Here is a 21,294-nt window from a genome sequence, read left to right as displayed (position 1 = left end):
AAGCTGATTCATGGTGGCGCTCAACGAATTTCGCGCACTGAACGAACATGCCCCCCGATCCGCAGGCTGGGTCGAACACGCGCCCTTCGAATGGCTCCAAGATGTCGACGATCAGCCGGACGATCGAGTACGGCGTGAAGTACTCACCGCCACCTTTGCCCTCTTGCGCGGCGAAGTTTGAGAGGAAGTCTTCGTAGATGAACCCGAAGGCGTCTCCTTCGAGCTGGGTGGGCAGCGGCGCGAACAAGCGCAGTAGCTCGATCAAGGTTGAGCGTTCGAGCTTCTGGTAGCCGCGCGGCAGGATGTCCTTCAGCTCTGGATTGGCCGCCTCGATCGCCTTGATCGCCTCGTCGACGGCCTTACCGATGTCGTCACCCTCGGGCAGATCGTTCAGGTAAGAGAGCCGAGACTGGTCTGGTACGTACAACACCGACTTGGCTTTGTAGTCAGCGATCGTTGCAGGGTTGCGGGCAGACGCCTTCGCTTCGACTTCGCCACGCACGGCCTCGAAGCGGTTCTCCGCGTATGCCAGGAACACCAGACCGAGCACTGGGTTTCGGTATTGCACCGGCGTCAACTTCGAGTTGGCTCGCAACTCGTCCGCCGCAGCCCACAACGTGCTCTTCACCTTTGCCAGATCCGTCGTCTTCAACCACATTCCGTTCTCTCAATGCGGAGCACTCGCCCCTCACGGCGATCCACACGTGAATAGCCAGGTGGGCGCTGCCGCCTCCGCGCACAGCGGTTTCCCTAGACTCGCGTACCGACAGCCTCCTGCGCAGCTAATCGTATCGGCGTGGCGCGAAGAACGAGGGCGGGATGCCTCGTGTCCGGCATGAGGCCAGCTGAAGGCATCCGGTTGCGGATGGACGCACAATCTGGCGCGCGGGGGACTGCCGACGGACCAATCCCAAAACCCCAGGGTCTGCGGACCCAGCGGGGTTGGCAACATAAAACAAGAGGTCAGGCCGCATATCCGCAACCTGACCTGATGTACCGATTTGAGCTGAACCGCTCGTGGTGGGCGAAGGGGGACTTGAACCCCCACGTCCCGAAGGACACTGGCACCTGAAGCCAGCGCGTCTGCCATTCCGCCACTCGCCCGTGACGTCTGCGTGAGACTCGAAGACGATAGCAAGTAGCCCCACGCGAAGTAAAACTCGGCGAGCAGTGCCGAGAGTCGAGCGAAGACACGGGCTGCCACCATACGCACGCGTTGCAACCCGAGCGCATGGTCGGAAGCCGCGTGTTTGGTGTCACCGATGCCGAATTCACCATCGAGAATAAGGCCGGATTCCCTGGTCAGGGGGCATGACGGCGGTAGGGTGACGGCCACGACGTCGGTGGTGCCGGTGTTGCGTGCGGTGCTGGATTGACGTGAACCCCGACGTCATGGGCAGAATCGGTATCATCTATCAAGGCCAGACGCACGGCGACACGCCATCGCTGTGTGCACCAAGCCGCGAAGGGAGGGTCGGCGGTGGGAATTTTGCAGCGCATCGAGCGCAAACTCGAAGGAGCTGTCGACGACGGCTTCGCGCGTGTCTTCGGGGGCCAGGTCGCCCCGCAGGAGATCGAGAACGGACTGCAGCGTGAAGCCGAGGAATCCCTGGAGGATCTCGGCGACGGCACCGTCCTCGCAGCGAACAGTTATACGTTGTTGTTCAGCCCGACCGATTTCGATCACATCGCGACCGAGTACGAGCTGAACCGCAAGACGTTCTCGAAGCACCTCGAGAACTTCATCGCCGACAACGGCTGGCAGACCTATGGCCGTGTCGTCGTAGAGTTCGACAAGTCGCAGTCGTTGCACACCGGCATCTTCCGCGCGCGCGGAGCGGTGAACCCGGACGCGAGGCCGCGACCGCTCGCAGCCGGTCCGCAACGGCCACATGCAGAGCAGCACCCGCAACGTGCACACCGAGAAGTAGGAGCCCCGATAATGACCAACAACCCCGGATACGACCAGCGCAGGGGTTCTGACTCCGCGTACGACCAGGGGGGCCAGCAGGGTGGCTACGACTACCAGCAGGCCGGATACGACCAGGGCTACGGACAGCAGGCAGCACAGCCCGGATACGACCAGGGTTACGCCCAGCAGGGCTATGCCCAGCCCGGGTACGAGCAGGGCTACCAGCAGGGTGGCTACGAGCAGCAGGGCTACGGCCAACAGGGTTACGACCAGGGCTACCAGCAGGGTTACGGCCAGCCCGGATACGAGCAGGGTGGCTACCAGCAGGGTGGCTACGACCCGGGCTACGCGCAGCAGGGCTATGACTATCAGCAGGGCTATGCCCAGCAGCCCGGGTACGGCTACGCCCAGGGTGGCTATGAGCAGGGCGGCTACGACCAGGGTTACGGACGTCCGGCGGGCGGCTATGCGCCGGCGGCGATCACGTTGCTCCTCGAGGACGGCAGCAACCGCACCTTCCAGCTCCGTGAGGGCTCCAACATCATCGGACGCGGGCAGGACGCACAGTTCCGACTGCCGGACACCGGCGTGTCCCGCCGGCACGTCGAGATCCGCTGGGACGGCGCCACCGCGATGCTCACCGATCTCAACTCGACCAACGGCACCACGGTGAACGACCTGCAGGTCAGCAGCTGGGAACTCGCCGACGGCGACCGCATCCGCGTCGGACACTCCGACATCACCGTTCGGTTCCAGTAGTCACAGGTCATCGACCCGGTCCCTCGCGCGGGACCGGGTGTTGATACTGAACTGTCACATCTCGATGTCGGGGAAAGCAGTCACTGCCCATAAGATGCAGTCGGGTCCGTTTCTACGACCGGCGCCCGGGGTGGAACGAGCGGGCAGAGAAGTGATGGCGCTGGAGGTGAACACTTAATGCAGGGCTTGGTGCTGCAGCTGACCCGCTTCGGGTTCCTGCTGCTGCTCTGGCTGTTCGTGTACGCCGTCATCCGCACACTGCGCGCCGACATCGCGGCCGCGGGTGGGAGCAGGCTCGCACGCTACACACGCAGCGACAAGCGTGATCGCAGCGCACGCGCGGCACGCGGCTCGGCTCGGTACCTGGTCGTCACGCATGGTGCCCTGGCGAACACACGCATCACGCTCGGCGCCCAGCCGGTGCTCCTGGGTCGCGCGGACGACTCGACACTGGTGCTCACCGACGACTACGCGTCCGAACGCCATGCACGTCTGTCCCGTCGCGGCGACGACTGGTACGTCGAGGATCTCGGATCCACGAACGGCACCTATCTGGACCGCTCCAAGGTGACCACGGCGGTGAAGGTTCCGATCAACACGCCGATCCGCATCGGCAAGACCGTGATCGAGTTGCGCCCGTGACACTCGTGCTGCGCTATATCGCGCGAAGTGACCGGGGTCTGGTCCGGTCGAACAACGAGGACTCCGTCTATGCCGGCGCGCGCCTGCTCGCACTCGCCGACGGGATGGGTGGCCACGCGGCGGGCGAGGTCGCCAGCCAGCTCGTGATCCAGGCGCTGCGCACCCTCGACGACGACGAACCCGGTGGCGACCTGCTGGCCCAGCTCGACCGGGCCACGCACAACGGCAACGCCGCCATTGCCGCACAGGTGGAGCACTCACCCGAACTCGAGGGCATGGGCACGACGCTCACCGCGATCCTCTTCGCCGGCAGTCGAATCGGCCTGTGCCACATCGGGGATTCCCGCGGCTACCTGCTGCGCGACGAACAGCTCACGCAGATCACCCGCGACGACACGTTCGTGCAGACCCTCGTCGAAGAAGGTCGCATCACCGCCGAACAGGCGCACACCCATCCGCAACGCTCCCTCATCATGCGTGCCCTCACCGGTCAGGAGGTCGAGCCCACGCTGACCATCCGGGAGGCGCGTGCCGGCGACCGGTACCTGCTCTGCAGCGACGGACTGTCCGACGTCGTCAGCGAGGAGACGCTCGCCGACACACTCGGGTCCATCCCCGATCACAGGGAATGTGCCGACCGGCTCATCGAACTCGCCCTGCGCGGTGGCGGACCCGACAACGTGACGGTCATCGTCGCCGACGTCGTCGACACCGAGTACGGCGATTCGCGACCCATCGTCGGCGGTGCCGCGGGTGGCGACGACGAGGGCTACACCCCGAACCCGGCGACCGCGGCGGGACGTGCCGCTGCGTTGCGCCCACCGGCGGCGGAGACGCAACGACCGAGCATCCTCGCCGACGACGCGCCGCCACCACGCAATCCACGACGACGCTGGCTCGTCGCGGGCATCGCGATCGCAGTCATCGCGGTTCTCATCGGTGGCCTGTTCGTGGCACGCAGCCTGGTGCGCAACAACTATTACGTCGGCGCCGAGGACGGCGACGTCGTGGTCTTCCAGGGCTCGCCGGACAAGGTCATGTTTCTCGACCTCAGCTCGGCGTCGCAGAACGTGTGCGTCTCCGGCCTCGACCAGGAGAAGCCGCAGATCGAATTCGTCGACTACGACGCCTCCGACACCTGCACGCCGCTGCAGACCTCCGACCTCGCCGAGCTCGACCGCAACGCCGTCGTCGGCAAGTCGATCCGCAACATGCCGCTCTCCGATGCGCAGAACCGCGTCGAGCAGCTGAATTTCCTTCCGCTGTGCCCGGATCCGGCACCCGCCCCCGCCCCCGCACCTGCTCCCGTCCCCGCGGACCCGCGCAGTCCGACACCGCCACCACCGTCACCCGCCGGCACCCCCGCCGCGTCGTCGACGACACCGGTACCCGTGTCGGAGACGACCCGCCCCGACGACTCGGCGACCGCGTCGCAGGAGGCACCGCCGCAGTACGACAGCGACGGCAACAAGATCTGCCGGGGCCACTAGATGACCCAGCCCTCCAATCCCGTCCACGCCCCGCCGAAGGGGCCACCGGAACAGACCGGGCGCACCGCAGAGATGGTGCTGCTCGGATTCGCCATCGGTCTGGTCACCGTGGCGTTGCTCATCGTCCAGGCCGCGCAGGGTCAGAGCATCACCTGGGATCTGGTGAAGTACGTGGTCGCCTACACGGTGCTGTTCGGGGCCGCGCATCTCGTTGTGCGACGCTATGCGCCGCACGCGGATCCGTTGCTGCTGCCGGTGGTCGCCGTGCTCAACGGCCTCGGACTGGTGCTCATCCACCGGCTCGACCTCGGCACCGGAAACACCGGCGAGACGATCAACAACACCGATGTCACCAACAACGCCGATCAGCAGTTGCTGTGGGCGGTGCTCGGCATCGTCGCGTTCGCCGCGATCCTGATTCTGGTCCGCGATCACCGCACGCTGTCGCGGTACGCCTACACCCTTGGTCTGGGAGGTCTTGTCCTCCTGATCATCCCGGCGATCCTGCCGTCGTCGATGTCGGAGATCAACGGGTCGAAGAACTGGATCATCCTGCCGTTCTTCTCGATCCAGCCCAGCGAGTTCGCGAAGATCCTGATCATCATCTTCACGGCCGCGTTCCTGGTGTCGAAGCGCGATCTGTTCACCACCGCGGGAAAACACTTCCTGGGCATGGATTTTCCCCGCGCCCGCGACCTCGGTCCGCTGCTGGCGGCGTGGTTCGTGTCGATCGCGGTGCTGGCCTACTCGTCGGATCTGGGCAGCTCGCTGCTGATCTTCTCGACGATGCTGACAATGGTCTACGTCGCGACCGAACGCGCCAGCTGGCTCGTCCTCGGTGTCACCCTCTTCGTCGTCGGCGCGCTCGTCGCCTACCAGCTCTTCGCACACCTACAGGTCCGCGTCGAGATCTGGCAGGATCCGTTCAGCGACTTCGACGGTTCGGGCTATCAGATCGGGCAGAGCCTGTTCGGTCTCGCCACCGGCGGATTGTTCGGCACGGGCCTCGGCTCCGGGCGTCCCAACATCGTCCCGTTCGCGAACACCGACTTCATCATCGCCACCGTCGGTGAGGAGCTCGGGCTCGTCGGGCTCGGGGCGATCCTGATGCTCTACCTGATCTTCGTGATGCGCGGCCTGCGCACCGGGATCGCCGTGCGCGACAGCTTCGGCAAGTTGCTGGCGACCGGGCTCTCGTTCACCATCGCGGTGCAGGTCTTCGTGGTCGTCGGCGGTGTCACCAAGCTGATCCCGCTGACCGGCCTGACGACGCCGTTCCTGTCCTACGGCGGGTCGTCGTTGCTGGCGAACTACATCCTGGTGGCCTTGCTGATCCGCATCTCGAACGCGGCGCGCGAACCGGATCCGACCCGGAAGCGCCCGCCGCCCAAGAGCATCGACTCGCTGCCGACGCAGGCGGTGCGTCGATGAACAAACCGATCCAGCGGGTGTCGATCGCCGTGATCGTGATGGTCGTCGCGCTGCTCGCCAATGCCACCTACGTCCAGGTGTTCAAGGCCGATTCGTTGCGCGCGGACCCCCGCAACAACCGGGTGTTGCTCGACGAGTACGCCCGCCAGCGCGGCGCGATCACCGCCGACGGTGGCTCGGTCGTTGCTGTGTCGGTGCCGACCGACAGCCGGCTGAAGTTCCTGCGCACGTACCCGCCGAGCGGTGCCGAGGCGTTCGCGCCGGTCACCGGTTACTACTCGTTCCAGTACGGCAGCACCGGTCTGGAGCTGTACGAGAACTCGATCCTCAACGGCAACGACGACCGCCTGTTCGGTCAGCGCTTCATGGACATGTTCTCCGGTCGCGACCCGCGCGGCGGCAACGTCGTGAGCACGATCGTGCCGCGCCTGCAACGCGCCGCCTACGACGGCCTGCGCAACGGCTGCGAGGGGGGCTGTCGCGGCGCGGTCGTGGCCATCCAGCCGAACACCGGCAAGATCCTCGCGATGGCGTCGTCGCCGAGCTATGATCCCAACAAGCTGGCCAGTCACGACCAGAACGTCCGCGAGCGCAACTGGGCAGCCTGGAACCAGCCGGGTGACATCAACACCCCGATGCTCAATCGTGCGATGAACCAGCTGTACCCGCCGGGGTCCACGTTCAAGGTGCTGACCACGGCCGCCGCGCTGCGCGACAACATCTCGCCGGATATCCGGCTCACCGCGGCGCCGTCCATCGTGCTCCCGGATACGGAGACGTCGCTCACCAATTACGGCGGCCAGACGTGTCCGGGCTCGTCGGGCGGTACGGTGTCTCTTCTGCAGGCGTTCAAGTACTCCTGCAACACGGCATTCGTCGATCTCACGACGAGCAAGATGAAGGATCCGATCACCGTGTTCCGTGAGACCGCGAATCGCTTCGGCCTGGACGAGAAGCAGCCCGACACGCCGTTGCCGGTGGCGCGCTCGACCGTGGGCGACATCCCCGACCTGGCTGCGCTGGGGCAGGCGTCGATCGGTCAGCGTGACGTCCGGGTGACACCGATGGAGATGGCGATGGTCGCCTCGACCGTGGCCAACGGTGGCGTCCGGATGCAGCCCTACCTGGTCGACAAGCTGCAGGCAGCGGATCTGCGTACGCTGCAGACGACGCAGCCGACGACGATCAACGAACCGATCAGTTCGGATCAGGCGGCGACACTGACGTCGATGATGATCGAGTCGGAACGCAGTACCCAGGGGGCGGGGGGCCCGGTCTCGATCGCCTCGAAGACCGGCACGGCCGAACACTCGGCGACCTCGGACGTCGAGTCCGAGACACCGTACTCCTGGTACATCGCGTTCGGGCCGTCGTCGAACGCTCAGATCGCCGTGGCCGTTGTGGTGGAGAACGGCGATCCGGGTCCCGCCTCGACAGGCGGTACCGTGGCGGCGCCGATCGGACGAGCAGTGATCAACGCGCTGGTGGGAGGTGCACGCTGATGACCCTGCAGAGCGGGACCACCATCGCCGATCGCTACCGGCTGATGCGTCTCATCGCGACCGGTGGCATGGGCCAGGTGTGGGAGGCACTCGACACCCGGCTCAATCGGCGGGTGGCAGTGAAGGTACTCAAGGCCGAGTACACCAACGATCCCGAGTTCACCGCCCGGTTCCGCGCCGAGGCGCAGACGACGGCCAAGCTGAACGATCCGGGCATCGCGAACGTCTTCGACTACGGCGAGACGCCCGACCGCGCCGGTGGTGAGCCGTTGGCCTACCTGGTGATGGAGCTCGTCGACGGTGAGCCCCTCAATTCGGTGATCTCGCGGATGGGCCGGCTGTCGCTGACCAACACGCTCGACATGCTCGAGCAGACCGGACGGGCGCTGCAGGCCGCGCACAGCAAGGGCCTGGTGCACCGCGATGTGAAGCCGGGCAACATCCTGATCACCCCGGTCGGGCAGGTCAAGATCACCGACTTCGGCATCGCCAAGGCCGTGGACTCGGCGCCGGTCACGCAGACCGGCATGGTGATGGGCACCGCCCAGTACATCTCGCCCGAGCAGGCCACCGGAGACGAGGCGACCGCGGCGTCGGACGTGTACTCGCTCGGTGTCGTCGGCTACGAGGCGCTGACCGGTCGTCGGCCGTTCCTCGGCGACGGCGCGATCACCGTCGCGATGAAGCACATCCGGGAGACGCCACCGCCGCTGCCGTCGAACGTGCCCGCCAATGTGCGTGAGCTCATCGACATCACGATGGCCAAGGATCCGCGACAGCGATACGCCAACGGTGGCGAGTTCGCCGACGCCGTCGCCACCGTCCGGGCAGGCCGTCGTCCGCCACACCCGGGTCTCATCGCGGGTGCCGCCGCGGCGGGTGGTGCGGCCGCCGCCGCTGCGGTGCGGCCGTCGGCGACCCGTGCGATGACGGGATCAGTCGCGGCGTCGCCGTCGACCGCACGGACCACCAGTCGGCCGCCGAGCCGTCCGGTGCCGCCGGCCGACGACAACAGCTGGACCACCGGGCAGAAGGTGCTCGCCGGGGTCGCCGGCGCACTGCTGCTGGCCGCGCTGGTGCTGATCGGCTACTGGCTGCTCAACCTGAACTCGTCGTCGCCCGGTGTGCCGGCCACGTCGTCGACGACCACGGTCACCGAGACGACGACCGCCGTCGAGGAGACGACTCAGGAGCAGGAACCCGAGCCAACGACCACGACGCGTCGCACCCCGACGACCACGGAGACCACGACGACGCCTCCGCCGACGTCGGAGGAACCGACGACCACGGAGACGACCGACACCACCGATCCCGGGGCACCGACGGCGGATCAACCCGTCTTCCCCACATTCACCATCCCGGGACTCTCGGGTCGATGAGTTGGCCGATAATGGGTGAGGTGTCGGTCCCGATGACAGCGCGCACGAGCGCGCCCGTTCGCGCGGCGCGCGGTCGGAGCAGCGAAAGATGGTGAGCGCAAGGTGATGTCGACGCCGCACCATCTCTCGGATCGTTATGAGCTCGGTGAGACACTCGGCTTCGGCGGCATGTCGGAGGTTCACTTCGCGCGGGATCTGCTGCTGCACCGTGACGTCGCGGTCAAGGTGCTGCGTGCCGACCTCGCGCGCGACCCCACCTTCTACCTTCGGTTCCGCCGCGAGGCGCAGAACGCGGCGAAGCTGAACCATCCGACGATCGTCCAGGTCTTCGACACCGGGGAGGCGGAGACCGAGGAGGGTCCGCTGCCGTTCATCGTCATGGAGTACGTCGACGGTGAGACACTGCGCGACGTACTGCGCGGCAACGGCCCGGTGCCGCCGCGCCAGGCGATGACGTGGATGGCCGACGTCGCCGCCGCGATGGACTTCTCCCACCGCAACGGCATCGTCCACCGCGACATGAAGCCGGCCAACGTGATGATCGACAAGTCCGGAGCCGTGAAGGTGATGGACTTCGGCATCGCGCGTGCGATGAGTGACACGACGTCGACGATGACGCAGACGTCGGCGGTGATGGGCACCGCGCAGTACCTGTCGCCGGAGCAGGCCCGCGGCATCAAGGTCGATCCACGCAGCGACATCTACTCGATGGGTTGCGTACTTTTCGAACTGATGACCGGCGAGCCGCCGTTCACCGGTGATTCGCCGGTCGCGGTCGCTCACCAGCACGTGCACGAAGACCCAGTGTGGCCGTCGTCGATCCGCCCGGAGATTCCCCGCGAACTGGACTCCGTGGTGCTCAAGGCGATGAGCAAGAACCCGGCGAACCGCTATCAGTCGGCGGCAGAGTTGCGCGCGGACCTGATCAAGGTGCTCGCCGGCGGCAAGCCGTCGGCACCGATGCTGCTGTCCGATCAGGACCGCACCGAGTTCATGGACTCTGGGCCCCGACGGGCACTCGCCACCGACACCGGACCGCGTCGTGAGTCCGGTTCGCACCGCCGCGACGAGGACGCCGACGGCGGGGAGCCACCGTCGCGCCGCCGACGGCGCGGCCCGCTGATCGGTGCCGCGGCGCTGGTCGTCGTGCTGATCGCAGGTCTGCTGCTGTGGTCGCCGTGGGGATCGGACGTCGCTCGGCAGGTGCCGGTGCCGTCCGTCGCAGGCAAGGCGGTGTCGGAGGCGCGCAGCAGTCTCGAGGAAGCCGGCTTCCGGGTGAAACAGCTCGACGAACCCAGCCTGGACGTCGCCGCGGGTTCGGCGACGCGGTCGACGCCGTCGGAGAACGTGCTCGCGGCGCAGGGTTCGGAGGTCACGCTGTACGTGTCCACGGGTCCGCAGCGACATCAGATGCCGGATCTCCGTGGCAAGACACCCGACGAGGCGACCGAGGCGCTGCGCGTCCTCGGATTCTCGAACGTCAAACCCGATCGCGTCGACTCCACTCCCGAGCTCAAGGACAAGGTCGTCAGCACGACCCCGCCGATCGGCGCCGAGGCACCGGTCAACGGCGCCGTCGTGGTGCACGTCGGTAACGGGCCGAAGGAGGTCACGATCCCCGACGTGACCGGACAGGCCGAGGATGCAGCGCGAACCGTTCTCGAGCAGATCAATCTGAAGGTGGTCACCATCGCCGGCGACTCCGAGTTGCCGGCCGGCCGCGTCGTCAGCAGTTCGCCATCGGCAGGCGAGACCGTCGAGCAGGGCAGCACGGTCCAGATCGTCGTGTCCCGAGGGAACATGTTCGTGATGCCGAATCTGCGCGGTCAGACACCCGCTCAGGCGCGGGCCACGCTGGCAGCGGCCGGCTGGGAGGACTCCACGCTGACGCGGTCGTCGCGCAACGTACCGATCACGAGTCCCGACGACGGCAAGGTGATCGGGCAGGAACCCGATCCGGGTTCGCGGGTCCGCAAGAACGGTTCGGTGGCGATCGTCGTCGGCCAGGGCAGTCTGCTACCGGGCTGACTCGGTTCGGGAATGACTCGGTTCGGGAATGACTCGGCGGGTCGTCGGCGCGGGTCGTCGGCGTTCAGCCGACCGCCTCGGCCATCTCGCTCTCCAGCACCGCCACACGCGACTCCGGGATCTCGATGCCGCACACCGCGAGCCAGTTGGCGAGCATGCGGTGTCCGCCCTGCGTGAGAACGCTCTCCGGATGGAACTGCACGCCGTGGATCGGTAGTTCGCGGTGTGCCATCGCCATCACGATTCCGGTCTCGGTGCGTCCGGTCACGATGAGTTCGTCGGGGATCGTCTCCGGCAGCACGGTGAGCGAGTGGTAACGGGTCGCGGTGAACGGATCCGGCAGGCCGACGAAGACACCCACGCCGTCGTGGAACACCTGCGAGGTCTTGCCGTGCAACAGTTCGGGCGCGCGGTCGACCGTCCCTCCGAATGCCGCACCGATCGCCTGGTGCCCGAGGCACACGCCGAGCAACGGGATGCCGCTGTCGCGGGCCACGCCGACCATCGGGATGGTCGCGCCGGCACGCTGCGGAGTGCCCGGACCGGGACTCAGCAGGACTCCGTCGAATCCGTCCACAGCCGCAGCAGGGTCGGCCAGTTGCGGGTCGTCGTTGCGCCACACCACGGCATCGACACCCAGTTGACCCAGGTACTGCACCAGGTTGTAGACGAAGCTGTCGTAGTTGTCGATGACCAGGACACGGCCGACTGTCGACCCTGCTCCCACGTGCGCAGACGGCTGATTCACCCCGTCAGGCTACCTCCCGGGCCGATACCCCGGTCGACCGGTTTTCCGCGGGGCGCCACCTGGGCTGACGCGACGTTGCCGGGTCGGCGACCTGGTGAGATACCGTAGAGGGACGTTCTTGCGAGCGACGGCCCACCTGTGGGCCCCGAGCCAACGGTGGCGGTACCGTCGCGTCTGACCGACAGCCCGACGAGCTGTTCAGCACTACAGAGGAAGTCATGCCGAAGTCAAAAGTCCGGAAGAAGACCGACTACACGATCAACCCGGCCAGCCGCACGCCGGTCAAGGTGAAGGCCGGGCCGTCGAGCAACATCTACGTGTGGATCATGCTCGGCCTGATGATCCTCGGACTCGCCTGGCTCATCGTGTTCTATCTCGTCGCTACGCCGACGGCCCTCGGTGGTGAGGGCAAGGCCCTGAATTGGATGTACGAGCTCGGCCCCTGGAACTTCTTGATCGGCTTCGCGCTCATGGTGGTCGGCCTGCTGATGACGATGCGGTGGCGCTGATCTCCCCTCTGAACTGGGACGATCCTCTTCCGACACAGTCATCAACAGCATCGACTCACATGTGCGTAATTCATCCACACTGTGGAAATCACATGTGTGTAAGTTCTCCCCATTGTGAGTAACACCTGTGGATAACTCGGCACATCTGTCCACACAGGCGTGGGCGACGCCCCGCCCCGCCGGGATCGCGCTGGCCGTCGGCGGGGTGATCCTGTTGGTCGCCGCCGTGATGACGTCGTCCGATCCGGCGGGTCTGGTCCTGATGGGCGTCGCCGGGCTTTTGTTGATGGCCTTCGCGGCGTACGCGCTCCTGGTGCGACCACGTCTCGCGATCACCGACGACGCCGGTGAACCGGCGATCGCGATCCGCACCATCGGCGGCACGCATGTCTATCCGCACGACCGAATCGACCGGATCCGGTTACTGGACTTTCGTCGGATCGGCCGACGGACGGGTCAGATCGAATTCGACGTTCTGCACGCGGATGCACCTGCGGCGGCAGACACCGAGGGTCCCCGCGACGACACTCGTCTGATCGTGTTCAGCCGGTGGGACCTCGGTACGGATCTGGGTGACGTCGCGGAGAGTCTGCGTCGGGCGGGTTTCGACGTCGAGGATCAGCGCAAGTAGGAGCCCGAGCGTGGCATTCGCCGGAGCGCTACCCGACGAGGATGTGCGTGTTCGCGTAGGAGATTCCCACGCCGACGCCGATCGCCACGGCGACGATCAGCAGCACCACGATCGCGATCCACCCGACTCGACTCGCCGCGGCTGCATTGCGTCTGTCTGCCGACAGCACCCATTGCGGGAGGAACAGGATGCCGGCCGTCGCGGCCGCGCCGAAGACCAGTCCGCCGACGTGTGCGAGCAGCGAGATGCCCGGGATCGTCACCGACAGGACCAGGTTGAGCACGATGATGCTGATGACGGGAACCGGTGACACCCGCGCCCTGAGGACGACGATCAGTACGGCGCCCATCAGGCCGTAGATGGCACCCGATGCACCCGCGTTGATCGCGGTCCCGGAGCCGAGCAGCATGACCGCGGCGCTGCCGCCGAGCAGCGCGGTCAGGTAGACGCCGAGGTAGCGCGGGATCCCGATGGCGATCTCGAGGTCCCGGCCGAGGATGTACAGCGAGATCATGTTCAGCGCGATGTGGGTCACCGAGAAGTGCAGGAATCCCGCGGTGAGAAGGCGCCAGTACTCGCCGCCGGCGATCCAGGGTTTGACGAGCGCCCAGTCGACGAACAACTGCGAACGGATCATGTCGAACCCGCGTGCCTGGAGAGCGCAGAACGCGAAGATGACGAGGTTGAGCGCGATCAGGCCGTAGGTGGCGTAGGGGCGCGAGGCGACCATCGGCTTGGCGACCATCGGGCTGATTCCGCGATCGCCGAACGTCGGCCGCACGGCCGACCTCTGCACTCCGTCGTTGCGGAGGCAGTCGATACAGTGTTGTCCGACCGCTGCGGGCCGGAGACATTCCGGGCACGCCGGCCGCCCGCACCGGCTGCAGGACAGTCCGGTCGGGCGGTCGGGGTGCCGGTAGCACACCGCAGGCGGACCTGCGGTGTGCGGACCGGGTTGGTACGGGCCGGTCAGCTGACTTCGATCTTCTGGATGACGACCTCGTCGAGCGGACGATCCGCGCGGTCGGTCGAGGTGGTGGCGATCGCGTCGACGATCTGCTGGGAGGCCGGGTCGGTGACCTCACCGAAGATGCTGTGCCGACGGTTCAGGTGCGGGGTCGGGCCGACGGTGATGAAGAACTGCGAACCGTTGGTGCCCGGGCCGGCGTTCGCCATGGCCAGCAGGTAGGGACGGTCGAACTGCAGTTCCGGATGGAACTCGTCCTCGAACTGGTAGCCCGGTCCGCCGCGACCCGTGCCGGTCGGGTCTCCACCCTGGATCATGAAGCCCTCGATGACGCGGTGGAACACCGAGCCGTCGTAGAACGGCCCGCTGTCGCCGCCGGAGGCGTTGGGCTGGCTGTAGTCCTTCGACCCGTCGGCGAGGCCGACGAAGTTGGCCACGGTCTTCGGCGCGTGATTCGGGAAGAGGTCGACAACGATGTCGCCGCGATTGGTCTTCAGAGTCGCGGTCTGCTTCTGAGTAGTCACGACTCCATCCAACCACTAAACGGTGTATGCCGGACTCGGCCGTGAGCGAACACCGGCGATGGCGCACCTGTTCTGCACTGTGTTCTGCGACGGCCGAGGTGACAGGCGGCGACTGAGACTGGCACGCTGGAGGTCATGTCGAACAAGTACGTCGTGGCGGCGGTGTCGGTCGCGGCATCGCTCGTGGCGACCGCGATCACCGCCGTCATCGTCCGACGCTCGCGTCGGGAGCCGCCACCGGTGTCGGCGACGGTTCCACGGGTCGAAGAGCTGTCCCCGCCCTCCGGCGACGCTGCGGCGGCGTCATGACCACGAGCCCGGCCGCGACGCGACCTGTGCCTTCGCAGCGGTAATTTGTACCAGTGACCTCCGACGACAGTTCGCGTCCGCCGGGCGACCCGGGTGACCGGGACGCCCGGCCGGCCGACGACGGCGGTGCAGCCACCGCGAACGCGCCGATCTCGGCCCCGTGGGAACGACGCCCCAGCGCACCGGTGACCGCACCGGGTCCACAACCCTCGGGTTCGGCGCCTGCGGGCCCCGGACCGCGTCCCGGTGCTACTCCCCCGCCGTCTGGCCGACCGGGACTGCGTCCACCGCAGCCGGGTCCGAGCGGTGGTGCCCCGCATCAGCGTCCCCCTGCACCGCGCGGCCCGGGTGGTGCCGGTGCTCCCGCTCCGGTGCCGCCGGGCGGTCCCGCACCGGGCGGTGCCCCGCCGTGGAACGCCTCGGGTCCGGGCGGAGGTCGTAACGCCCCACCACGTCGTGGCGGTCCCCCGCCTCCTGGCTACCGGCCACCTCCCGGACGACGGCCTCCGCCGCCCGGACGTGTCGGCCCCCCTCCCGGCGGTCAGCCACCCCGTGCCGGTGGACCCGGCCCCGGCCCTGGTGCAGCTCCCGGTGGGCCCGCGGGCCCGGGCGGCCTGGGTGCTCCCGGTGGTCCTGGTGCTCGACCACCGAGCGCGGCGCCGACACGCTCAGCGCCCGCGCCTCTCGATCCCGATTCGTCAGACAAGACGACGCGAACGCCCGCCGGTCCGACCCCGGACGCTGCGACGCGCGTCAATCGCCCGGCGCCGATTCAGGGTCCGAACGACGACTTCGCCGCCGTCGACTCCTCCCCCGCCGACTCGGCTGCCCCGACCTCCGTGGTCGACAGCTCACCACAGCGCCCGTTGGCCTATTCGGCCAATATCCCGGTCACCGACGACGTTCCGGAGGAGCCCGTGCCCACGCGGAGCAATTCTCAGGCCGCACGGCCCTCCCGCACCGCAGCCGCCCGCGGCACCAATCGCACCGCGATCTGGGCGTTGGTGCTGTCGGTCCTCGGCATCACCTCGCCGATCGGCCTCTACCTCGGGTATCGCGCTCGTAACCAGATCGCGCGTACTCGCGAGTTCGGGGAACCCTTTGCGCGCGTGGCGATCTGGATCGGTTGGCTGTACGTTGTCGTCATCGTGCTCGCATTGATCACGTTCTTCTGGATCTCAGGCCAGAGTTCGTAGGCGTCGACACAACCGGCTGTCATTCGGCTGGACGACATGAACTGCGTTGTCACGAGGCGGTTCTGACCCTTTCGGACAGGTCGGTTACCGTGTCAGGCATCGGGGCGACAGGGTCGCCGGGGGATCCAGCCGAAAGGTCTGACGTGTTTCGACGTTCGCTTGTTTTCGTGTGCAGTGCACTTGCTCTGGTCGTGATGTCGTTGGTGGGAAGTGGAGCTGCTGCGGCGGCGCCGTATCCGGCACCGCGAATCAGCCAGTACAGCGAAGACATCTGGGCGGTCGGGGGAAACAGCGGGTGTCGCGGCGCAATCCAAGTCGGGATCGCGGTTGACCGCACGAAGCCCGGCAAGGCATTCATCACCTACACACCGCGACCGTTCGTGGGCGACGGTCCGGCGTGGCGGCGGAAGCCGGTGTGCAACCTCCAAGTGACTGCTCGGATGGACATCGTCCGAGGCGAGGGCTGGTCTCGCAACATCACGGCCGGCCCACGTGGCGGGCGCGCGGCACACCTAACACTCACGCCCGGAAGCGGTCCGCACATGTTGGAGTTCTTCACGGAGGGCGTGCAGTGGGGAACCCGAAACTTTGTACTCATCCCGTGAGTTCGCGGGTGGCGAATGCATCCGTGGGGTTACGGTCCGTGCTCACCAGCGCATCACGAGAGTTTAAGATGAATCACCGCGCAATTGCTCTCGCTGCCAGCGCAATAGCGTCGCTCCCCGCGGCCCTGATCGCATCGGCTCCCGCCTCAGCTCGCCCGTATGAAGCCCCGCGAATCAGCCAGTACTCGCAGGATATCTGGTCGGTTGGCTCCAACAGCGGTTGTCGGGGCGCCATCCACGTCGGGATCAAAGTCGATCCACAGCAGCGCGGAACGGCTTTCATCACGCTCACTCCTCGGCCGTTCGTGGGCGACGGCCCAGCGTGGCATCGAAACCCCGTGTGCACCATCCGTACAGGAGTCGCTGTTGACCTGGTCCGCAAGGATCCGCGATGGGAGCGGACGATCACTGCAGGACCCCGCGGTGGTAAGCGCGTTCACGTGACCGTCAAATCTGGTTCAGGCCCGCATGTCATTACGGTGGGTGGCACCGGGACAAGCCTTGGCAGCTCGAATTGGATGGTCGTTCCGTGAGAGTGAAAATGTGCTCGCTAGGCCGGTACTAGGCGCGCCTGGTTCCAGCAGAGAGTCTTCCGATCGACTCCCAGGTTCTGCTCGAGAACCGTTGTTGCGAATCCTTGTCCAGCGCTGTGCCCTCACCAAGGACCGGTTCGTAGTCGAGCCCAACGACTCCTGCGACCTTCCCTGATACCGCATCGATCAACATCTGCGTCAGCGCCTGGTGATTGAGAGTCGGTACCTGGCAACAGATCACGATGATGGTCTTCGCCAACACCCCGGCATGGTCCCATTCGGTGAAGATCTCCCGGGAACGATTCAGCAGATCGGGCCTCGGGCCGACGATCAGAACAGGTGTGACGCTACCGAGTTCATCAGACTCGAGTTCGGGCAGGACCGTGAGGGGCCGTGTCCCGGCGTCCACGACGGGTACCGCACCGAATCGCCATGTGTGCAGGACGATATCGGACACCGCGGCCTCAGGTGCCGGTAATAGTCCGGTCCCGAGTGCGGTTCGCAACAAGGTCTGATCACCGGTCGCTCGCAATCGCTGATGGATGTCGCCGTCGTTTCCGGCGGCGTCGACCCACCATGACGCTCCGCCCAGAGACGTCCCTGCGCGATACTCGGCGAGGAGCGCAGACACGACCGACGTGCCCACTCCTCCGGCGGTGCCGCACACCACGACGCTGCGCTCGGCGGTGTCCGGCGGATGGATGGGACCGGCCTGCCCCTGTGCATCCTCGCTCATCATCACTCTCGATCTCGATCGGTTCCGGCGACCGCGCCAGTCTAGTGGGACCGACCGTGGAGATCAGCGGGTCGGGGCGGACTCCTGCGGCCAGTTGACCTGCCCACCGTGGACAGCCGACTCGAGCTGACCACTGCGCTGCTTGGTGAAGTCGCGCGCGGACTTCTCACCGTTCTTGGCTCCGCCGCCGAGAACAGCGTACGGCGCCAGGGCCTGCCCGACGCTCCAGTTCGCCTTCCATCCGCCAACTTCGACGTTCACATCGCCGCGCTTGTTGACGATGTACTCGACTCCCGGGAGACCGGCCTTCTTCGCGTCGTCGGCCGACAACTTGTACTCGAACTGGTTGCCATCGGGATTCGGAAGTGGCTCCGCTCTGGGGGCGTTCGGCTTTCCCTGCTTCCACGGCTCGCGTGGATTTGCGCCGGGATCGCCGGCGCCGAGGGCGTAGGCGAGTGCGCCTCCCGCGGTTCCGCCGATTGCGGCACCGAGGGCGGCACCGGCGGCTCCGACGCCGACGGCTCCAATCGCTCCGCCTGCTGCGAGCCCGATGCCGGCGCCGGCGGCGGCGCCGAGGCCTACCATCACCCCCCATTGGGGTGTCATGGGTCCAAGCCAAATGAATGTGGCCCCGTTGTAGATCCCTCCGGCGATGGCGCCCACTCCGGTTCCGATCACCGCACCCCCAGCAGCCCCGAGAACCGCCGCGGGGATCCCCAACGTGACCGCTCCCGCGGTCCCGCCAGTCATCACACCGATGATCGTCGATGCCGCCTGCCGCGACGCCTCATCCTGGGGCACACCGACCGAGATCAGTCCCTGCGCGATCTTGGCCTCGCCGTATGCCGACCACGCGTTGACGGAGTTGACGTCTTTGTCGGACATGCCTTTCGGGATGTCGGTGACGAAGTTGCCCACACGGATCTTCTCCGGCGGCGGCGCGATCGGGCGCACCGGCGCCGTCGGCTTCGGCGCGGTGAGCGGCCGATTCGGCACCGGGTTGTAGGCGTTGTCGTACGACGGCGCGGTGTAGGAGCCCGGCTCCACATACGGCTGGTACGGGGCTTCCTGCGGCGGTCCCGGAATCGAGCCTGGACCCGGCGAATAGATCGGCGCCACCTCGGGTTGGGGAGTGGGTGTGGTGCCGCCCTGTTCCGGCGAGCCCGGACTCGGGGTCGGACTTGTTCCGCCTTGCTGAGGCGCGGTGTCGCTGGGACTCGTCCCACCCTGCTCGGGCACGGCTTGTGCTGCGCCCGCGCCGATTCCGGCGGCAATGGACGCGGCCAACGCCGCCGATGTCATCGTCATCAGGAAAGGTGTGCGTCGGTCGTCGCACTGGCTGTGGCGGTGTCTGGCTCGCTGGGCGGGCTGCGTCATGGTGGTCGTTCCTCTCGGTCATGCCTCCTCGCGGAGGACGGAAGTCGTTGTGCTGCGGGTTATCCCTCGGATGCGATCGAGGCGATCCAGGTCTTCCCCCGGGACTGTATGGTCTTGATCGTCTGTCGGTAGACGATCGGCTGGGCACCCGGCTCCGGCGGGATCTCGGTCAGGACAACGGAGTACGTCCCACGGCCACGGTCGGTGATCGACAGGCAATGTTGTGTACCTGCCGGACGCTGGTCGATGTATTTCTGCATCACGTCGGCGGTCGCCACGGCGTTGGGCGCGGCGACTGCTCGCGCCGCAGCGGCGGATCGCTCGATGTAGTAAGCGTGGTTGAAGGCAAGAATGGCTCCAGCACCGGACTTCTGGTCGCCGGAACCGTGGCCTGTTGTCACGGCACCGTCCACAATTGTCGGGCACGGATCCGACGGGGTTGACGACGTCGGTGCGGCTGACTGAATTGCCCGATCCTCGGGTTGCGAACTACCATCCGACATTTGCGTGACCGCGATGATAGCGGCGATCCCCACGACAACAGCAGTGGCCGCCGCGCCAAGGATCGGACTCTTGTGGTCCTTCCACAATCGTCGAGTTCCCGATCCGTCGCTGGCACTCGGACGCAGCCGCATCTGCTCGAAGGGATCGGAATCGTCGGCCTCGGATGCCGCGTCGGCGAAATCCATTGGCGATGGCAGGACGTTGGCTTGCAAGACCGGCGCTTCGTGCTCGGTCGGAGTTTGGATCCTCGAGATCAGTCGCTCCGCAGCCAACGCGCGGGCCAGCTCGGAAGCGGGAGTGTCATCCGACGATGGCCAGGCGGCAATGTCGTCGAACCACACCGTCCCGCGCGACATCACCGATCTCCTCCCACTGCTCGACGACAGCGAGCGTTCCGCAGGCAGACATCAGAGATCGCACACAGAGCTGAACATCCCCCCGAAGTCATTCCCTCACCCCTGAACAGCAGCACCCTCCCGCGCTGCACCCCGACAATGCTGGCAGCAGACTATCCGAAGCTCCGTCTGCCATTCACATCAGAACTCGAGGTGAAGGCCTCCAATACGTCGAAGCGCACCTGAGATGTCGGTCGCTTGAATAAATTTTTCCGCTTCCGGGGAGGCTCATCCCAGGAACCTTCCGTGCCAATACCGTTCTCGCGGCTGGTGGAATCGCGTTCCGCCTGTTCACGATGAACCCGTCCCCGCAGTTCAACGTATGCGTGGTAGTCCAGTCGCTCCCGGCTCAGGCATCGTCGGCAGTCGCGGCATCCTAAATTCAGGCTGGACCGACGTGTTCCTCATCACATGTGAGCCTTCCTGGATTCTCGAGGCTCAGGGCACCATCGCCACGAACCCGGTACCGCCATACGACTGAGGGATCTGGACGGGACTATTGACGGCATACGTAGCAACATTGAACGAACCAAGACCGGAACCCGGGGACAATTCTCGGACAAACTTCTCGCCGCGCTTTGGTCCAAAGGCCACAGGGTGGAAGCTCTCGCGACCGACGGGATACTTCGCGCTCCACTGCGTGAGGCGCAGCAAGAATCGACATTTCGGATTCTTGGCCCATCCCGCACCATTCCCGACGAAGCCATACGATGTCACTGTTATTCGAATGGTTCCGCGTTTGCCCTTCGGCGCAATCGCTCCGACACGGAGGGCACCACGACACGAGTCGTGATCACCGACCGTTCCAAAATTGTCACTGGGGATTGTGATCCGGTCCAACTGCGGCTCCGCGACCGCACTCCCCGCCCCCAGCAACGACAACGCACCAACCACGACCGCGACAACCACCGCACACATCTTGCGCATACGAATCGAACCCCCCTCGACGTCGACAACCCGTCAAACCTAGCGGACCGCCGATCGAGCACGACTCGTGTCCTCTGCGTGAACGACAACACGCACGCGGCTGCGTAACTCCCGAACACACGCGTACACGTACTGTCGCCTGGTACGCCTAGAGAACACGACCGTCGGCTGTAGGGAGCACATGATGATC

Annotated in this window: 17 protein-coding genes, 1 tRNA gene and 1 pseudogene; 11 read left to right on the top strand and 8 right to left on the bottom strand. The window is 66.3% G+C overall.

Translation table 11 applies throughout. The annotated features are described in order from the left end of the window. Positions 1-16 precede the first annotated feature (16 nt). Together QSJ19_RS16070 and QSJ19_RS16065 are read right to left on the bottom strand one after the other, a co-directional pair. A pseudogene (locus QSJ19_RS16070) lies at positions 17-658 on the bottom strand (type I restriction-modification system subunit M); the annotation flags it as partial. 360 nt (positions 659-1,018) lie between these two features. Continuing rightward, positions 1,019-1,104 (bottom strand) — tRNA-Leu (locus QSJ19_RS16065). 376 nt (positions 1,105-1,480) lie between these two features. On the opposite strand from QSJ19_RS16065, the gene QSJ19_RS16060 reads away from it, so the two are divergent. From QSJ19_RS16060 to pknB, 7 genes are all read left to right on the top strand, one after another. After that, positions 1,481-2,671, top strand: a complete 1,191-nt coding sequence (locus QSJ19_RS16060) for an FHA domain-containing protein (RefSeq protein WP_286321837.1) — start codon at positions 1,481-1,483, stop codon at positions 2,669-2,671. Positions 2,672-2,848: 177 nt separating this feature from the next. Next, on the top strand, positions 2,849-3,313 hold the full coding sequence (locus tag QSJ19_RS16055) for an FHA domain-containing protein FhaB/FipA (RefSeq protein ID WP_286321835.1): 465 nt from the start codon (positions 2,849-2,851) through the stop codon (positions 3,311-3,313). Continuing rightward, on the top strand, positions 3,310-4,803 hold the full coding sequence (locus tag QSJ19_RS16050; RefSeq protein ID WP_286321834.1) for a PP2C family protein-serine/threonine phosphatase: 1,494 nt from the start codon (positions 3,310-3,312) through the stop codon (positions 4,801-4,803). Before QSJ19_RS16055 ends, QSJ19_RS16050 begins: the two co-directional genes overlap by 4 nt. Continuing rightward, entirely contained in the window at positions 4,804-6,234 is a 1,431-nt protein-coding gene (locus QSJ19_RS16045; RefSeq protein WP_187587062.1) for an FtsW/RodA/SpoVE family cell cycle protein, read from the top strand. Then, positions 6,231-7,736 (top strand): peptidoglycan D,D-transpeptidase FtsI family protein, encoded by a 1,506-nt coding sequence (locus QSJ19_RS16040; RefSeq protein WP_286321832.1) that lies wholly within the window; start codon positions 6,231-6,233, stop codon positions 7,734-7,736. Before QSJ19_RS16045 ends, QSJ19_RS16040 begins: the two co-directional genes overlap by 4 nt. Next, entirely contained in the window at positions 7,736-9,115 is a 1,380-nt protein-coding gene (locus QSJ19_RS16035) for a serine/threonine-protein kinase (RefSeq protein WP_286321830.1), read from the top strand. Before QSJ19_RS16040 ends, QSJ19_RS16035 begins: the two co-directional genes overlap by 1 nt. A gap of 105 nt (positions 9,116-9,220) precedes the next feature. Further along, positions 9,221-11,143, top strand: a complete 1,923-nt coding sequence (gene pknB / locus QSJ19_RS16030; RefSeq protein ID WP_286321829.1) for a Stk1 family PASTA domain-containing Ser/Thr kinase — start codon at positions 9,221-9,223, stop codon at positions 11,141-11,143. Between the two features lie 64 nt (positions 11,144-11,207). On the opposite strand, the gene QSJ19_RS16025 is transcribed toward pknB, so the two are convergent. After that, complete coding sequence (locus QSJ19_RS16025) at positions 11,208-11,891, bottom strand: aminodeoxychorismate/anthranilate synthase component II (RefSeq protein ID WP_286321827.1); 684 nt, start codon at positions 11,889-11,891, stop codon at positions 11,208-11,210. A gap of 218 nt (positions 11,892-12,109) precedes the next feature. On the opposite strand from QSJ19_RS16025, the gene crgA reads away from it, so the two are divergent. Then, complete coding sequence (gene crgA / locus QSJ19_RS16020) at positions 12,110-12,400, top strand: cell division protein CrgA (RefSeq protein ID WP_286321825.1); 291 nt, start codon at positions 12,110-12,112, stop codon at positions 12,398-12,400. Positions 12,401-12,527: 127 nt separating this feature from the next. Beyond that, positions 12,528-13,031 carry a PH domain-containing protein gene (locus QSJ19_RS16015; protein ID WP_286321823.1) on the top strand — a complete coding sequence of 168 codons (504 nt, stop codon included), beginning with the start codon at positions 12,528-12,530 and terminating at the stop codon, positions 13,029-13,031. Positions 13,032-13,059: 28 nt separating this feature from the next. Here the strand turns inward: QSJ19_RS16015 and QSJ19_RS16010 are convergent, their stop codons facing one another. Both QSJ19_RS16010 and QSJ19_RS16005 read right to left on the bottom strand, forming a co-directional pair. Continuing rightward, a complete protein-coding gene (locus QSJ19_RS16010) occupies positions 13,060-13,956 on the bottom strand; it encodes a rhomboid family intramembrane serine protease (protein WP_286321821.1) in 897 nt (298 codons plus the stop codon). A gap of 44 nt (positions 13,957-14,000) precedes the next feature. After that, complete coding sequence (locus tag QSJ19_RS16005) at positions 14,001-14,522, bottom strand: peptidylprolyl isomerase (protein WP_286321819.1); 522 nt, start codon at positions 14,520-14,522, stop codon at positions 14,001-14,003. Between the two features lie 135 nt (positions 14,523-14,657). Between QSJ19_RS16005 and QSJ19_RS16000 the strand changes: the two genes are divergently transcribed. Both QSJ19_RS16000 and QSJ19_RS15995 read left to right on the top strand, forming a co-directional pair. Beyond that, entirely contained in the window at positions 14,658-14,831 is a 174-nt protein-coding gene (locus tag QSJ19_RS16000) for a hypothetical protein (protein WP_286321816.1), read from the top strand. A 917-nt stretch (positions 14,832-15,748) separates the two neighbouring features. Beyond that, positions 15,749-16,027 (top strand): DUF4190 domain-containing protein, encoded by a 279-nt coding sequence (locus QSJ19_RS15995; RefSeq protein WP_286321815.1) that lies wholly within the window; start codon positions 15,749-15,751, stop codon positions 16,025-16,027. A gap of 1,166 nt (positions 16,028-17,193) precedes the next feature. Here the strand turns inward: QSJ19_RS15995 and QSJ19_RS15990 are convergent. From QSJ19_RS15990 to QSJ19_RS15980, 3 genes are all read right to left on the bottom strand, one after another. Then, the gene (locus QSJ19_RS15990) at positions 17,194-17,901 is read right to left on the bottom strand and encodes a hypothetical protein (RefSeq protein ID WP_286321814.1); all 708 of its coding nucleotides are present in this window, start codon (positions 17,899-17,901) and stop codon (positions 17,194-17,196) included. Between the two features lie 63 nt (positions 17,902-17,964). Then, the gene (locus tag QSJ19_RS15985; RefSeq protein ID WP_286322013.1) at positions 17,965-19,203 is read right to left on the bottom strand and encodes a hypothetical protein; all 1,239 of its coding nucleotides are present in this window, start codon (positions 19,201-19,203) and stop codon (positions 17,965-17,967) included. Positions 19,204-19,337: 134 nt separating this feature from the next. Next, positions 19,338-20,138: a DUF8176 domain-containing protein gene (locus QSJ19_RS15980; protein WP_286321813.1), complete on the bottom strand. Its 801-nt coding sequence runs from the start codon at positions 20,136-20,138 to the stop codon at positions 19,338-19,340. Positions 20,139-21,294: the final 1,156 nt, after the last annotated feature.

The organism is Gordonia sp. ABSL11-1, from assembly GCF_030315685.1.
Taxonomy (GTDB): domain Bacteria; phylum Actinomycetota; class Actinomycetes; order Mycobacteriales; family Mycobacteriaceae; genus Gordonia.
Note: the sequence above shows the minus strand (reverse complement) of the source record. Positions and strands in the feature narration are given on the sequence as shown.

What these genes read in the sequence shown, in the direction of transcription:
- QSJ19_RS16055 (WP_286321835.1), top strand. Translation starts at nt 2,849, where the DNA reads ATGCAGGGCTTGGTGCTGCAGCTGACCCGCTTCGGGTTCCTGCTGCTG.
- QSJ19_RS16045 (WP_187587062.1), top strand. Translation starts at nt 4,804, where the DNA reads ATGACCCAGCCCTCCAATCCCGTCCACGCCCCGCCGAAGGGGCCACCG.
- QSJ19_RS16040 (WP_286321832.1), top strand. Translation starts at nt 6,231, where the DNA reads ATGAACAAACCGATCCAGCGGGTGTCGATCGCCGTGATCGTGATGGTC.
- QSJ19_RS16035 (WP_286321830.1), top strand. Translation starts at nt 7,736, where the DNA reads ATGACCCTGCAGAGCGGGACCACCATCGCCGATCGCTACCGGCTGATG.
- pknB (WP_286321829.1), top strand. Translation starts at nt 9,221, where the DNA reads ATGTCGACGCCGCACCATCTCTCGGATCGTTATGAGCTCGGTGAGACA.
- crgA (WP_286321825.1), top strand. Translation starts at nt 12,110, where the DNA reads ATGCCGAAGTCAAAAGTCCGGAAGAAGACCGACTACACGATCAACCCG.
- QSJ19_RS16000 (WP_286321816.1), top strand. Translation starts at nt 14,658, where the DNA reads ATGTCGAACAAGTACGTCGTGGCGGCGGTGTCGGTCGCGGCATCGCTC.
- QSJ19_RS15990 (WP_286321814.1), bottom strand. Translation starts at nt 17,901, where the DNA reads ATGAGCGAGGATGCACAGGGGCAGGCCGGTCCCATCCATCCGCCGGAC.
- QSJ19_RS15985 (WP_286322013.1), bottom strand. Translation starts at nt 19,203, where the DNA reads ATGACATCGGCGGCGTTGGCCGCGTCCATTGCCGCCGGAATCGGCGCG.
- QSJ19_RS15980 (WP_286321813.1), bottom strand. Translation starts at nt 20,138, where the DNA reads ATGTCGCGCGGGACGGTGTGGTTCGACGACATTGCCGCCTGGCCATCG.